Annotated in this window: 16 protein-coding genes; 8 read left to right on the top strand and 8 right to left on the bottom strand. The window is 71.2% G+C overall.

What is annotated here, in order from left to right; all coding sequences use genetic code 11:
- The first annotated feature begins 550 nt into the window (after window positions 1-550).
- Window positions 551-1,195 (top strand): C39 family peptidase, encoded by a 645-nt coding sequence (locus tag ACFY2Q_RS08675; protein ID WP_387128572.1) that lies wholly within the window; start codon window positions 551-553, stop codon window positions 1,193-1,195.
- Window positions 1,196-1,823: 628 nt separating this feature from the next.
- On the opposite strand, the gene dusB is transcribed toward ACFY2Q_RS08675, so the two are convergent.
- From dusB to ACFY2Q_RS08655, 4 genes are all read right to left on the bottom strand, one after another.
- Complete coding sequence (dusB, locus tag ACFY2Q_RS08670; RefSeq protein ID WP_387128571.1) at window positions 1,824-2,996, bottom strand: tRNA dihydrouridine synthase DusB; 1,173 nt, start codon at window positions 2,994-2,996, stop codon at window positions 1,824-1,826.
- 64 nt (window positions 2,997-3,060) lie between these two features.
- A complete protein-coding gene (locus ACFY2Q_RS08665) occupies window positions 3,061-4,440 on the bottom strand; it encodes a glycine--tRNA ligase (protein WP_387128570.1) in 1,380 nt (459 codons plus the stop codon).
- Window positions 4,441-4,556: 116 nt separating this feature from the next.
- Entirely contained in the window at window positions 4,557-5,036 is a 480-nt protein-coding gene (locus ACFY2Q_RS08660; protein ID WP_387128569.1) for a hypothetical protein, read from the bottom strand.
- 24 nt (window positions 5,037-5,060) lie between these two features.
- A complete protein-coding gene (locus ACFY2Q_RS08655) occupies window positions 5,061-5,402 on the bottom strand; it encodes an antibiotic biosynthesis monooxygenase family protein (protein ID WP_387128568.1) in 342 nt (113 codons plus the stop codon).
- 29 nt (window positions 5,403-5,431) lie between these two features.
- Here ACFY2Q_RS08655 and ACFY2Q_RS08650 point away from each other — a divergent pair, with 29 nt between their 5' ends.
- The 7 genes from ACFY2Q_RS08650 (at window position 5,432) to ACFY2Q_RS08620 (ending at window position 9,739) form a co-directional block, all read left to right on the top strand.
- Window positions 5,432-5,689: a hypothetical protein gene (locus tag ACFY2Q_RS08650; protein WP_387128567.1), complete on the top strand. Its 258-nt coding sequence runs from the start codon at window positions 5,432-5,434 to the stop codon at window positions 5,687-5,689.
- Between the two features lie 54 nt (window positions 5,690-5,743).
- Entirely contained in the window at window positions 5,744-6,688 is a 945-nt protein-coding gene (locus ACFY2Q_RS08645; RefSeq protein ID WP_387128566.1) for a metal ABC transporter substrate-binding protein, read from the top strand.
- Window positions 6,685-7,446 carry a metal ABC transporter ATP-binding protein gene (locus ACFY2Q_RS08640; RefSeq protein ID WP_387128565.1) on the top strand — a complete coding sequence of 254 codons (762 nt, stop codon included), beginning with the start codon at window positions 6,685-6,687 and terminating at the stop codon, window positions 7,444-7,446. Before ACFY2Q_RS08645 ends, ACFY2Q_RS08640 begins: the two co-directional genes overlap by 4 nt.
- Window positions 7,447-7,448: 2 nt before the next feature.
- The gene (locus ACFY2Q_RS08635) at window positions 7,449-8,315 is read left to right on the top strand and encodes a metal ABC transporter permease (RefSeq protein WP_387128564.1); all 867 of its coding nucleotides are present in this window, start codon (window positions 7,449-7,451) and stop codon (window positions 8,313-8,315) included.
- A 41-nt stretch (window positions 8,316-8,356) separates the two neighbouring features.
- Complete coding sequence (locus tag ACFY2Q_RS08630) at window positions 8,357-8,656, top strand: ArsR/SmtB family transcription factor (RefSeq protein ID WP_387128563.1); 300 nt, start codon at window positions 8,357-8,359, stop codon at window positions 8,654-8,656.
- Window positions 8,653-9,051, top strand: coding sequence for a Fur family transcriptional regulator (locus tag ACFY2Q_RS08625; RefSeq protein WP_387128562.1), 399 nt, complete (start codon window positions 8,653-8,655; stop codon window positions 9,049-9,051). The genes ACFY2Q_RS08630 and ACFY2Q_RS08625 overlap by 4 nt, the downstream gene beginning before the upstream one ends.
- Before the next feature lie 79 nt (window positions 9,052-9,130).
- Entirely contained in the window at window positions 9,131-9,739 is a 609-nt protein-coding gene (locus ACFY2Q_RS08620; RefSeq protein WP_387128561.1) for a hypothetical protein, read from the top strand.
- Window positions 9,740-9,884: 145 nt separating this feature from the next.
- Here the strand turns inward: ACFY2Q_RS08620 and ACFY2Q_RS08615 are convergent, their stop codons facing one another.
- From ACFY2Q_RS08615 to ACFY2Q_RS08600, 4 genes are all read right to left on the bottom strand, one after another.
- Window positions 9,885-11,963 (bottom strand): acyl-CoA dehydrogenase family protein, encoded by a 2,079-nt coding sequence (locus ACFY2Q_RS08615; protein ID WP_387128560.1) that lies wholly within the window; start codon window positions 11,961-11,963, stop codon window positions 9,885-9,887.
- Between the two features lie 108 nt (window positions 11,964-12,071).
- Entirely contained in the window at window positions 12,072-12,575 is a 504-nt protein-coding gene (locus ACFY2Q_RS08610; protein WP_387128559.1) for a DUF6328 family protein, read from the bottom strand.
- 145 nt (window positions 12,576-12,720) lie between these two features.
- Entirely contained in the window at window positions 12,721-13,470 is a 750-nt protein-coding gene (locus ACFY2Q_RS08605; protein ID WP_387128558.1) for a sugar isomerase domain-containing protein, read from the bottom strand.
- Complete coding sequence (locus ACFY2Q_RS08600) at window positions 13,467-14,273, bottom strand: aminoglycoside N(3)-acetyltransferase (RefSeq protein WP_387128557.1); 807 nt, start codon at window positions 14,271-14,273, stop codon at window positions 13,467-13,469. The genes ACFY2Q_RS08605 and ACFY2Q_RS08600 overlap by 4 nt, the downstream gene beginning before the upstream one ends.
- Window positions 14,274-14,282: the final 9 nt, after the last annotated feature.

Below are 14,282 nucleotides of genomic sequence, written 5' to 3'. Positions count from 1 at the left end.
TGTCCGGGCGTTCGGATACCGCGATGTCGCCGATACCGAGTCGATCACCGCCCGGCCCCGACTGCGGTCGGGTGGTTTGTCGGGTTTGGGGTTGGGTGCGCTGTGGTCGGGGGCACTCTGGCGGCGGAATGATGGGCCGGGCCGCCTGGTTGTACAGGGGGTAACCACGACAGCCCCCGCCCCGCGCGGCCCGGCTCCCCTGGCCTCCGGGAACATCGACCCGGCCGGCCCGGTTACATCCCCCGGAACACCCCGGAGCAGGCCCCCCGGGCCGCCGGTTGAAGATCCCCGGAGCGCGGTGGAATGACCCGCCAGCCCCGACGGTTACATCCCCCGGAACACCCCGAGCAGGCCCCCGGGCCGCCGGTTGAAAATCCCCCGGAGCGCGGTGGAATGACCCGCCGGCCCGGACGGTTACATCCCCCTGGACCACCCCGAGCAGGCCCCCCGGGCCGCCCGGTGAGATCCCCCCGGAACCCTTTCTCCCCTTGCACGCCCGTGCGCACCGCCCCCCTGGTGTCGCGGACCCCCGAATGCAGAGGAGCACGCCATGCGTACCGATCTGATTCGTAAGACCGCTCTGACCGCTGCTGGCCTGGCCTTCACCGGTGGCGCCATCGCCGGCCCCATCACTACCGCCTACGCCGCCGACGCCAAGCCCACCGGCCAGAGCCAGGGCAAGGGTGAGCGTCAGCTCGACGTGCGCTACGAAGCCCAGCCGAACTTCTACTACTGCGGCCCCGCCGCCGCCCGCAACGCCCTGTCCGTCCAGGGCAAGGACATCAGCGTCGACGCCATGGCCAAGGAAATGGGCACCACCGAGAACGGCACCAACAGCATCAACGACATCACCCCCGTGCTCAACAAGGAAACCGGCAAGAACGACGCCTACCGCTCCGTCGAGATCAACACCCCCGCCGCCGACGACACCCAGACCGACAAGCTGCGCCAGGACATCGTCAAGACCGTTGACGACGGCCGCGCCGTGGTCGCCAACATCGCCGGCACCACCACCGACACCGACGGCAACACCCACTCCTTCGAAGGCGGCCACTACATCAGCGTCGTCGGCTACACCGACAACGGCAACACCGTCACCATCGCCGACTCCGCCAACCCCAACACCGCCTCCTACCAGGTCACCGTCGAGCACCTCGCCGACTGGATCGCCACCCGCGGCTACGCCACCAGCTAACCCACCACACCACGGCACGGCGAACACGACGAAGGGCCGGACCCCACCAGGGGCCCGGCCCTTCCGCCGTCATAAAGCCAGCCGACGGCGAGAACGCCAAGACCGGATCGAGCGGACCGCCGAACTACCGGACATGGGCCGCGGATCCTTTGGAGCTGATGCCGCAAACGAATCAGAGCACCGGCCACGGCCGCGATCCACTCACCGGCAGCGTCGGCGATGAATGCCGCCGAAGGCCACGATGACGACGGCAGGACCGACTTACCTACGGCCACGATGACAATGGCAAGCGCCGACCCACCTACGAGCCACGGACCCGCTGTCGATCGCCTCAATCGCTTGCAGGCGGAGCCGACACCCGCCAGCCCGCCAACGCCCTCCGCCAAGCAACGGGTGGCCAAACGAGCGGCCCACCAACGGCGGTCAGAGCGATGATCCGTCTACGACATCAGCTCTAAAGGACGCAAACCCAACCCCCGGCACCCCAGCCCAAACCCGGGCCCAGCCCAAACCCAGGCCCAGCCCAACCCAGGCCCAGCCCAACCCAGGCCCAGCCCGGCCAAGGCCGGGCCCAGCCCCGACGCACCACCGCACGGGACGCACCCACCAGGTGCCGAGTCGGTGTGGATCAGCCGCCGGAGTCGTCCATCTCGGCGCCCTCGGGGACGGTGTCGTCGTCCCGGCTGGCCAGCCAGCCGTCGGGCAGGAAGACCTTGCCCGGCGAGTTGGTACGGCCGCGCGGCTGACCCAGGGCGGCCACTGGGAACGGCTCGGCCGGGTCGAGCTTGCCGAGCAGGTCGTCGAGCTGGGCCAGGCTCTCGATCATCGCGAGCGAGCGGCGCAGTTCGCCGCCGACCGGGAAGCCCTTGAGGTACCAGGCGACGTGCTTGCGGAAGTCGGTGCAGCCGTCCCGCTCCCCCCGAGCCGGGTTGCGGGCTCCCGCCACGAACTGGTCGACAAGCAACTCGGCGTGCCGGCGCATGGTCACCGCCACCTCGCCGAGGGAGGGCAGCCGCCGCTCGGGCCGGCCGTTGAAGGCGGCCTCCAGGTCGGCGAACAGCCACGGCCGCCCCAGGCAGCCACGGCCGACGACCACGCCGTCGACCCCGGTGTGGGCGACCATCCGCAGCGCGTCGTCGGCCTCCCAGATGTCACCGTTGCCGAGCACCGGCACATCGAGCGCCTGCTTCAAGGTGGCGATCGCGTCCCAGTCGGCGGTGCCCGAGTAGCGCTGCGCGGCCGTCCGCCCGTGCAGGGCCACTGCGGCCACGCCGGCGTCCTGGGCGGCGAGCCCTGCTTCGACGTACGTCAGGTGGTCGTCGTCGATGCCCTTGCGCATCTTGACCGTGACCGGCACGCCGGCCGGTGACGCGGCGGCCACCGCGGCCTTCACCAGCCGGGCGAAGAGCCGGCGCCGCCACGGCAGCGCCGCGCCGCCACCACGCCGCGTGACCTTGGGGACCGGGCAGCCGAAGTTGAGGTCGATGTGATCGGCCAGGTTGCGCTCGACGACGATCCGCACGGCGGCGGCGGTGATCTCCGGGTCGGTGCCGTAGAGCTGGAGGCTGCGGGGCTTCTCGTCGTCGCCGAAGGCGATCATGCGCAGTGTCTTCGGGTTCCGCTCGACAAGCGCCCGGGTAGTGATCATCTCGCAGACGTAGATGCCGCCGCCCTGCTCCCGGCAGAGCCGGCGGAAACCGACGTTGGTAATCCCCGCCATCGGCGCGAGCACCACCGGCGGCCACACCTGGTTCTGCCCAAGAGTCAACGGGCGCAGCGCAGGGACGGTCGAGGCAGTCACCGCACAAGTGTACGGGGCCCCGACCGGCGCTCTTCGCGTCGGCCGAGGCCCCGTGCCCACCGTCTTAGCAGCCGGGGAGGCGCTCGATCAGGTAGCGCTCCACCTGGTCCAGGGAGACGCGCTCCTGGGTCATGGTGTCTCGGTTGCGGACCGTCACGGCGTTGTCGTCCAGCGTGTCGAAGTCGACTGTCACGCAGAACGGGGTGCCGATCTCGTCCTGCCGACGGTAGCGGCGGCCGATCGCCTGCGAGTCGTCGAACTCCACCACCCAGCGCTTGCGCAGCAGCGCGGCGAGATCCTTGGCCTTGGGCGACAGCGCCTCGTTGCGGGACAGCGGCAGCACCGCCACCTTGACCGGGGCCAGCCGCGGGTCGAACCGCATCACCGTGCGCTTGTCCACGCCGCCCTTGGTGTTCGGCGCCTCGTCCTCGTCGTACGCCTCCAGCAGGAAGGCGAGCACCGCGCGGGTCAGGCCGGCGGCCGGCTCGATGACGTACGGCATCCAGCGCTCACTCTTGGTCTGGTCGAAGTACGACAGGTCGACGCCGGAGTGCTTGCTGTGCGTGGAGAGGTCGAAGTCGGTGCGGTTGGCGACGCCTTCCAACTCGGCGAACTCGGTGCCGCCGAACTGGAAGCGGTACTCGATGTCGACGGTGCGCTTCGAGTAGTGGGAGAGCTTCTCGGCGGGGTGCTCGTAGAGACGCAGGTTGTCCGCCGAGAGGCCGAGGTCGAGGTACCAGTTCCAGCGCTCCTGGAGCCAGTACTCGTGCCACTGCTCGTCGGTGCCCGGCTCGACGAAGAACTCCATCTCCATCTGCTCGAACTCGCGGGTCCGGAAGATGAAGTTACCCGGGGTGATCTCGTTGCGGAACGACTTGCCGGTCTGCGCGATGCCGAACGGCGGCTTCTTGCGGGCGACCGTCTCGACGTTCTTGTAGTTGACGAAGATGCCCTGCGCGGTCTCCGGGCGCAGGTAGTGCATCCCTTCGTCGCTCTCCACCGGGCCCAGGTACGTCTTCATCAGGCCGTTGAACATCTTCGGCTCGGTGAAGGTGCCCTTGTTGCCGCAGTTGGGGCAGTTGACCTCGGCGAGTGAGGTGGGCGCGTGGCCGTGCTTGGCCTCGTACGCTTCCTCGATGTGGTCCGCCCGGAACCGCTTGTGGCAGGACTGGCACTCGGTGAGCGGGTCGACGAACTCGGCGATGTGGCCGGACGCCTCCCACACCTTGCGGGCCAGGATCACCGCGGAGTCGAGGCCGACGACGTCGTCGCGCTGCTGGACCATTGTCTTCCACCACTGCCGGCGGACGTTCTCCTTGAGCTCCACACCGAGCGGACCGTAGTCCCACGCCGATCGGGTGCCTCCGTAGATCTCGCTGGAGGGGAAGACGAAGCCTCGGCGCTTGGCGAGGCTGACGACGGCGTCGATACGGTCGGCTGGCATGTTTCCTCCTACGCCGGCTGGCGGTCGGCGGGGGCGAGATGTGGATGGATCGGGCAGTTCGGGGACAACGGTACGACCATCGGCACCCCGAGCGACAGCAGAATACCGGGGGCGGCTCAGCTCACCCCGCAGACCTCCATGCCACCGGTCTCACCGTCCTGGCCGAGGGTGACCTGCTGCCGTTCCCGGTCGCCCCCGTCGAGTGTCACGTCGACGGGCACGGTCAGGTTTGTCGTGTCGACCTCGCCCACCCGGAAGGCGGTGACCTGCGGCTCGGCGGCGGCCCTGCGCTCGAACTCGGGGCGTGACTCGCGCCGCTGCGCGTCGTCGCAGAGCTGGTCGTACGCGCGCCCGTACTTCCGCTCGACAAGCGCCTGGTAGTAGTCGCTTGTGACCGTGCGGCCCTGTTCCCGGATCGCCTGCACGCCGCTGACGGCCAGGCCGACGATGGCACTGCCTCCCCCTCCGCAGCAGAGCAGGATGGCGAGTGCGCCGACGCCGAGGCCGATCCAGAGCCGGGTCCGGCGGCCCTCGGTGGGCGGCGCGGCGAACGGCGGAGCCACACCGGGACCGGGCGGCGGGGCGGGTGCGGTCATACGAGCAGGGTAGTGCCCGACGGCTCAGCGGTAAGGACCAGCAGCCCGATCACTCTCGGCGACCACCACTGCCCCGCCGGGCGCCGCGCTGGCCAGCGTCTCGTACGCGGACGGTTCGTCGACCGACTCGGCGAGCAGCGGTACGGCGCTGACCTTGACCTCGAAGGCGCCCAGGGCCCGCCGGTAGGTGCCGACCGACTCCCACTCGGTGAGCAGCGTCCAGTGCCGGGGGTCGTCAAGTGCCCGGAGGAGTTGACCTCGCAGGTAGCCGGGGCGGGCGGCCAGTGCGGTGAGGGCGGCGTGCGCCCGTTCGGTGAAATCGTCGGCGACATCGACGTCGACCACGAACCGGTTGGTCACCAGCAACTGGGGTGCCTCCTCGTAGAGTCTGTGGGATGCAGCGTACGCAGCGCCCTCTGCTGACCCGGTTGGCCGGTGCCAACCCGACGTCGGTGTTCCTGCTCACCCTTGTGGTGGTGCTTGTCGCGTTCTTCACCCCGGGGGTGGTCGGCGGGCTGCTGACGCTGGCGCTCGCAGCAGCCCTGGTGGCCCTGTTGGTGACCACCTGGGCGGTTCAGGCGCCGCAGACCCGGCTGATCCGGCTGTTGATGTTGACCCTGCTGGTGACTGTGGGCCTGGCGAAGCTGCTCTGACATGCAGCTATGCGTTTTTGACAATCATTGTCGTTGCCACGGACAGTTGGGGGCATGACCAACCGCACCACGTCCCGTGTCCTGGCCGCCGCGACCGCCCTGCTCGCCCTGGGCGCCGGGGCCGGCTGCTCCACCGGCGGCCCGGCCGGCGCCGATCCGCAACGGGTCGACGTGGTCGCCGCGTTCTATCCGCTCCAGTTCCTCGCCGAGCGGATCGGCGGCGACGCGGTCCGGGTGACGAACCTGGCCAAGCCCGGCGCCGAGCCCCACGACCTGGAGCTCAGCCCGAAGCAGGTCGGCCAGGTCAGCGACGCGGAGCTGATCGTCTACCTCAAGGGCTTCCAGCCGGCGGTCGACGATGCGGTCGCGCAGGGCGGTGGCGACCGGGTTTTCGACGTGGCGAGCGTGCAGCCGCTGCTGGATCTGAACGCCGGCGGCCACGACCACGACGGCGAGGAGGAGCACGGCGAGGAGACCGGCGGTAAGGACCCGCACGTCTGGCTCGACCCGACCCGGCTGGCCCGCATCGGCGACCAACTCGCCCAGCGGCTCGGCGAGGCCGACCCCGACCACGCCGCCGACTACACCGACCGCGCCACGACGTTGCGCGCCGAGCTGACGACGCTGGACGGCGAGTTCACCGACGGCCTGCGGACCTGCCAGCGGCGCGAGATCGTGACCAGCCACACCGCGTTCGGCTACCTGGCCGACAGGTACGGGCTGGAGCAGATCGGCATCACCGGGCTGAGCCCGGACGTCGAGCCCTCGCCGCAACGGCTCGCGCAGGTCATCGAGGAGGCCAAGGAGCACCAGGCCTCCACGATCTTCTTCGAGACCCTGGTCAGCCCGAAGGTGGCCGAGACCATCGCCGGTCAGGTCGGAGCGAAGACCGCGGTGCTCGACCCGCTCGAAGGGCTCGCCGCTGGCAGCAGCGGCGACTACCTTTCGGTGATGCGTACCAACCTGGAGACCCTGCGGACGGCGTTGAGCTGCTCGTGAGCGCACCTGTGATCACCGTCGAGCACGCGGCGGTCGGCTACGACGGCCGCCCGGTGCTGCGGGACGTCTCGCTCACCGTGACCGCCGGGGAGGTGGTCGCGGTGCTCGGCGCCAACGGCTCCGGCAAGTCCACGCTGATCCGCGCCGTGCTCGGCCTGGTGCCGCTGGGCACCGGCTCGATCACCCTCTTCGACCAGCCGTTGCGCCGGTTCCGGCAGTGGCAGCGCATCGGGTACGTCCCCCAGCGCCTCGGCGCGGGTGGCGGCGTACCAGCGACCGTCCGCGAGGTCGTGGCCTCCGGCCGGCTGGCTCGCCGGGGGTTGCTCCGCCCTCCGGGCGGGGCCGACCGGGTCGCCGTGGACGACGCGCTACGCGCGGTCGGGCTCGCCGACCGGGCCGCCGACCCGGTGGCCACCCTCTCCGGGGGCCAGCAGCAGCGCACGCTCATCGCCCGCGCGCTGGCCGGCCGACCGGAGCTGTTGATCCTCGACGAGCCCACCGCTGGGGTGGACGCGGCCAGCCAAGAGGCGTTCGCCGGCGCGCTGCGCGACTTCGTCAGCGACGGCGGCACGGTGCTGCTGGTGGCCCACGAGTTGGGCCCGCTGCGGCCGGTGATCAGCCGGGCTGTCGTCGTACACGAGGGCGGTATCTGTCACGACGGCCCGGTGCCGGACCCGGCCGGCCACCACGCGGAGCCCGACCACGACCACGTGCACCCGCACGGTCCCGACGAGCCCGCCGGGCTGTGGAGCAGCTGACCATGGAACTCTTCCAGTATCCGTACATGCAGCGTGCCCTGATTGCCGCGCTGGTGATCGGGTTGGCCGCGCCGGCGCTCGGCATCTACCTGGTGCAGCGCCGGTTGACGCTGATCGGCGACGGCATCGGGCACGTGGCGTTGACAGGTGTCGGCGCGGGTCTGCTGCTCAACCGTTCGCCGGTGCTGGTGGCGGTGATCGTGGCGACCGCCGGCGCGATAGCCATCGAGCTGGTCCGTGCCCGTGGCCGCACCTCAGGCGATTTGGCGCTGGCCCTGCTCTTCTACGGCGGCATCGCCGGCGGCGTGCTGCTTGTCGGCCTCTCCGACGCCACAAGCGCCAACCTCAACTCCTACCTGTTCGGGTCGCTGACCACCATCTCCGCCGCCGACCTGACCACCATCGCGGTGCTCGGAGCGGCGATCCTCGTCACCATGATCGCGCTGCGGCCGGCGCTCTTCGCGGTCAGTCACGACGAGGAGTACGCCCGGGTCTCCGGCCTGCCGGTGCGTACCCTCAATCTGTTGATCGCGGTCACCACGGCGGTCACCGTGACCATCGCGATGCGGGCCGTCGGGGTGCTGCTGATCAGCGCGTTGATGGTGGTTCCGGTGGCGACCGCCCAGCAGGTCACCCGCGGCTTCCGCAGCACGATGACCGCAGCCATGGCACTCGGGCTCTTCGCCGCCGGCACCGGCGTCTGGGTGGCGGCGACGGCGGACACCGCGCCGGGAGCCTCGGTGGTGCTGATGGCGATCGCCTCCTTCCTGGTGGTGGCCGTGGCCGGGGGCATCTGGCGGGCGCTGCGCCGCCGGGCGACGCCGGCCTCCGTATCGCCGGCCGAACCGCACGAGGTCGTGCTCCACTGACCGGATCGGCGGATGACGGTGGTATTGGTTACCGTTACAGAATGACCAGCGCTACGGGTTACGAGGGCTTCGACGGGGCGAGCGAGCTGCTCCGCGCCCTGTCGGCACCCATCCGGCTGGCCATCGTCAGCGAGCTCGCCGACGGCGAGCGGTGTGTGCACGAGTTGGTGGAGAAGCTCGGGGCCGCACAACCGCTTGTCTCCCAGCACCTGCGGGTGCTGCGCGGCGCGGGCGTGGTGCGGGGGTCCCGCCGGGGCAGGGAGATCGCCTACTGCCTTGTCGACGAGCACGTGGCGCACATCGTGGCGGATGCGGTGAGCCACGCCGGGGAGGGGTCATGAGCGAGAGCGGCTCCGCGGTGCGCAACACCCGGCAGCGCTCGGCGGTGAGCGCCCTGCTGGGCGAGATGGAGGGCTTCCACAGCGCCCAGGATCTGCACGCGATGCTCCGGCAGCGCGGTGAGCGGGTCGGCCTGACCACCGTCTACCGGACGTTGCAGGGGCTTGCCGACGCGGGCGAGATCGACGTGATGCGCCCGCCGGGCGGCGAGCACCTCTACCGCCGGTGCAGCGAGGGCCACCACCACCACCTGGTCTGCCGGGCCTGCGGGGGCACCGTCGAGGTGGCCGGGCCAGCGGTGGAGAGCTGGGCCGACCGGGTCGCCGCACAGCACGGCTACGCCGACGTCAGCCACACCCTGGAGATCTTCGGCACCTGCCCGGCCTGCGTGCGCTGACTGTCGCGCCCCGAGGGTTGACGTTCGCGGCTGATCCGGCGAGGTGCCGGGGCGGGCCGTTCGTGGCACGCTGTCCGGCGTGAAGATCTACGCCGATCGCTTTCCGACCGCCGCCCGCCAGTTGCTCACCGACCTACTCGTCGTCGCCTGGGTGTACGTCGCGATCCGCGGCGCGCTCTGGCTGCACGACCTGGTGCAGAAGCTCGCCGTACCCGGGCAGAAGCTGGAGGGCGCCGGCAGCGGGCTCGCCGACAACCTGGGTGACGCCGGCGGCAAGGTCGGCCGGGTGCCGCTTGTCGGCGACGAGCTGACCGCGCCCTTCCAGCGTGCGGCCGACGCCGCTCGTGGGCTCGCCGACGCCGGCCGCGACCAGCAGCACCTGGTCGACCAACTCGCCCTGGCGCTCACCATCGCGGTGCTGATCTTTCCGCTCGGCCTGGTGCTGTTCGGGTGGCTGCCGCTGCGACTGCGGTGGATGCGCCGGGCCGGGTCGGCCGCGAAACTGGCCGCCGGACCGGCCGGCCGGGACCTGCTCGCCCTGCGCGCGCTGGCCACCCAGCCACTGGGCCGACTGACTCGGATCGCGCCGGACGTGGCCGAGGCGTGGCGGCGCGGCGACGACGACACAGTCGACGCGTTGGCCGCGCTGGAGCTGCGCCAACTGGGCCTGCGTGGCAGGGGCCGCTGAACCCTGGCTTTGATCCACTCCAGATCGCCGACATGGGTGTGTCCGGGCGTCCGGATGCCCCCACCTCGGCGACCTGGTATGGATCTGCCACCCGGTTGCCGCCGCCGGCCGGCGTGGCTGCGGTGCGGTGGCCGGGCGCCGCGGTCTACGGCTTCGGGGGGATTCGGCGGCGGACGTCCTCGGCGGTCGACGGGCCGGGCGTCCACCCGGCCACCCAGGGCAGCTCGTCGGACGGGGTGATCACACCCTCCTCCAGACCGGCGTAGCGGCCGGCGAGGATCCGCTTCGCGGCGGCGGTGTCGACCGAGTCGGTGTTGTCCCACAGGGCGGCGAACAGCGCGTCCACACGGACCCGCGCCTGCCGGCAGAACAGGTCGGCCAACTCGACGTTCTCTGGTCGGCTGTCCCGTTCGGCCGTCGCTCGGACGCAGACCGCCGACATCGCGAACAGCTCTGCCCCGATGTCGACGATGCGGCCGAGGAACGCCTGCTTGCGCTCCATCTTTCCCTGCCAGCGGGACATCGCGTAGAACGTCGAACGGGCCAGCTTGCGCGACGACCGCTCGACCTGGCGCAGGTGCGCGGCCAGTGGGCCGAACTCGGCGTACGCCGACGGGCTCTGCCCCCGGCCGACGGCCAGGGTCGGCAGCCACTTCGCGTAGAAGGCGCCCGCCCGGGCACCGGCGCGGGCCTTGCGGCCGAGCCCCGCCTCCGGGTCGATGATGTCGCCGGCCACCGACAGGTGGGCGTCGACGGCTTCCCTGGCGATCAGCAGGTGCATGATCTCGGTCGAGCCCTCGAAGATCCGGTTGATCCGCAGGTCACGCATCATCTGCTCGACGGCTGCGGCGCGCTCGCCTCGGGCGGCCAGCGAGTCGGCCGTCTCGTAGCCGCGTCCACCCCGGATCTGGATCAGCTCGTCGGCGATCTTCCAGGCCATCTCGCTGGCGTACAGCTTGACCAGCGCCGCCTCGATCCGGATGTCGTTGCGGTCGTCGTCGGCGAGCAGGCAGCACAGGTCGAGCATGGTCTCCATGCCGTACGTGGTGGCCGCGATGAACGAGAGTTTCTGGGCGACCGCCTCGTGCTCGCCCACCGGCCGACCCCACTGAACCCGGTCGGCAGCCCATCCCCGGGCCACGTTCAACGCCCACTTGCCGGCACCCACACACATGGCCGGCAACGAGAGCCGACCGGTGTTCAACGTGGTCAGGGCGATCTTGAGGCCCTTGCCCTCGCCGCCGATGACGTTCTCGGCAGGTACGAAAACGTCGTGGAACCGGGTCAGGCTGTTCTCCAGGCCGCGCAGGCCGACGAACTCGTTGCGCCGCTCGACGGTGATGCCCGCGCTGTCGCCGTCCACTACGAAGGCGGTGATGCCGCCGCGGCGGCCCTCGCCGGCCGGCACCCGTGCCATCACCACAAGCAGGGTGGCCACGATGCCGTTGGTGGCCCACAGCTTCACACCGTTGAGCCGGTAGCCGGTGCCGTCCTCGGTCGGTTCGGCGGTGGTCGCCAGCCGGGCCGGGTCGGAGCCGACGTCCGGCTCGGTCAGCAGGAACGCGGACACCTCGCCAGCGGCGAGCCGGGGCAGGAAACGCTGCTTCTGCTCGGCGGTGCCGAACATCTTCAGCGGCTGCGGCACCCCGATCGACTGGTGTGCCGAGAGCAGCGCGCCTATCGCCGGGCTTACCGAGCCGGCAAGTATCAGCGCCCGGCAGTAGTGCAGGTTACTCAGGCCCAGGCCGCCGTACTTCCGGTCGATCTTCATGCCGAACGCGCCGAGGTCGGCCAGGCCGTGGAACACCGAGTCCGGAATGGACGCGTCGCGCTCGATGGCGGCTCCGTCCACCTCGGAGGCGAGGAAGTCGCGGAACCGGCCGAGGAACTCCTCGGCGCGGGCCACATCGTCCGGGTCGGAGCGCGGCCACGGGTCGATGAGGTCGAGCCGGAACCGACCGAGGAACAACTCCTTGCCGAAGCTGGGCCGGTCCCAGGTGGACTCGCGGGCCGCCTCGGCGACCTGTCGGGCCTCTTTCTCGGAGACCTGCCCGGCCTCCGCCGGTAGCGGCGTCGCACCACCGGCCGCCGGCGCTCCACCCGAGTCCGGCGCTCCACCCGAGTCCGGCGTGCCAGCGGATTCCGGCGTGGCAGCGGCGGCGTCCGCTGTGGCAGCGGAGTCGGGGCCGTCCGGCGTCGGTCGGCCGTTCTGCGTCGTGGTCACGGCTGCCCCCTCGAACCTCGGTGCGGCTGCGTCGACGTGCGTGACTACCGTCACGCTACCCCCGCTTGTTACCAAGGGGTAGCGCCACGTACGTGCGGATCGCCGTCCTCAGCGACCGGTAAGCGTCTCCGGGTCGTCATCGTCGTCGTCGATGTCGTCCTCGCCCCAGCTGCGCCTGGAGAACGGCAGGACCGCCCAGAAGGTGAGGAACCAGAGCCCGGTCAGCGCGCTGAGCAGGAAGGCGATCGGCCGGTCCAGCACGAAGTCGGTGATCAGCAGCACCGCGCTGACCATGGAGATCAGCATGAACGCGAGCCCGCCGCTGGCCATCCGGTGTGCGAAGCGGACCAACTCCGGCTTGCGCCCCTGCCGGAACAGCGCCCTGTGGAACGCCACCGGCGAAATGATCATCGCGGTGGCGGCGGCCGCGGAGAGCAACGCGACGATGTAGACATCCCGCTGGAACTCGCTGGTCTGGTTGAACCCGTTGCTGAACGGCAGGGTCAGCAGGAAGGCGAAGAGGATCTGCACGCCGGTCTGGGCGACCCGCAACTCCTGCAGCAGGTCGGCGAAGTTGCGCTGCCAACGCTGCTTCTCGGTCTCCTTCGACACGCGCTACCTCCGGTGAAACGCTACTGCCGGCGGTCCTGCCCGCCGGCAGCAACGCCAATGCCCCACACGGCTGAGCGCGAAACAGGTTCACGACACCTGCACGGCGCTGCCGGGACAGTGCCCAGCCCGGCGGCACCGGACAGGCTCAGGAACCGCGACGGATCCGGCCCGCGTACCGGGCCTCCAACTCCGCGTTGTGCGCGTCGCCGTCCGGGATGTTCGCCGACAGGTAGACCGGGGGCCGCTCCCCCGCCGCCAGCAACCGGGCCACCACCTCCACGGTGACCTGCTGGGCCAGCAGCGCCGCCGTGATCGACGAGACCGCGCCGACCGCGCCGCCGCCGGGCAGCGGCAGCGTCGCATCGCCGTACGGTGCGCCGTTGTCGAGCACCACGTCGGCCAGGTCACTCAGCTTGCGCCCGGACGGGTGGCGGGACGTCATCCGACCGGAGTGCTGCGCGGAGGTGATCGCCACCAGCCCGTGCCCCCGCTCCTTGACAAGCGTGGCGAACTCGACCATGGCGCCGTTGACCCCGGAGTTCGAGGCGAGGACGAAGACGTCTGTTGGCCGCACCGGGGCCAACTCGTAGAGGCGGTGCGCCACGGCCGGGTCGCGTTCCAGCAGCGGGCCGAGCCGCTCGGCCGGTTCACCACCGAGCAGCACCAGGTCACGCAGCGCGATCCGGTTGGTCGGCACCAGGCCACCCGCCCGACCGGCGATCTCCATGGCCAGGGCCTCGGAGTGCCCAGTCCCGAAGGCGTGCACCACCCCGTCGGCGCGTACGGCGTCGGCGATCAGGTCGGCGGCGCGCCCCACCGCCTCCCGCTGGCTGGCGGCCACCCGGCCGATCGTCTCGGTCACCACTGCCAGATAGTCGTCGGCGCTCACGCTCATGTGTCCTCCGTCGTCCTGTTGCGGGCCATCCACCGCACCGCGAAGTCGACTGCCGCCCGCTGGCGTACCAACCTCGCGGTCCCGGCGCCCACCGGGCCGATGCGGACCGTCCCGCCGGACTCCAGGTCCCGGCCCAACGCGCCGAAGTCGGTCGCGTCGAGCCGGACGTCCTCCCACCACACCCACTCGCGGCCACCGTCGCCCGTCCGCACCGCCGCGCCCAGCCGCTCGCGGACCGGCGCCGGTAGGCGGTACTCGGCCAGGTGCAGCGACGTGTTGGCGCTGTGGCCCACTCCGAGCAGCAGCACGTCGGCGTCCAGGTCGTAGAGCCGGGCCAGCGGAGACTGTGCGCCGAGCATGTCGGCCAGGGCGTGCCCGGCGACGACCTGCTCGGCGGCCGGGCCGAGCGCGGCGAACGACACCTGGGGATGCGCGCTGCGCAGCGCCCCGGGCCAGCCGCGCACCGTCTCGGCGAGCGCGCCCATGTAGCGGCTGGGAGTGACCGCCGGGTCGAACCCCGGCATCTCGGCGCGGATCAGCGGCCACCAGTCCACCGGCACCGGCGGGTTGCGCCACTGCGCCGGGTCGCTGTTGTCGGGCGTGTGGGTCGGCACCACTATCGTGCCGTCCGGGCCGAGCGCGTCACGCAGGGCGAGCACCACCGCGTGCGGTCCACCGCAGACGAAGCCCAACGGGTGCAGACCCGCGTGCACAAGCACTGTCGAGCCGGGGCGTACGCCCAGCAGGCGCAGTTGCGCGGCGACCGAGCGGCGGGTGCTCGGCCCGCCGGCGTTCGTGGTCACCGCGCCCCC

The organism is Micromonospora sp. NPDC000316 (assembly GCF_042898885.1).
GTDB lineage: Bacteria > Actinomycetota > Actinomycetes > Mycobacteriales > Micromonosporaceae > Micromonospora.
Note: the sequence above shows the minus strand (reverse complement) of the source record. Positions and strands in the feature narration are given on the sequence as shown.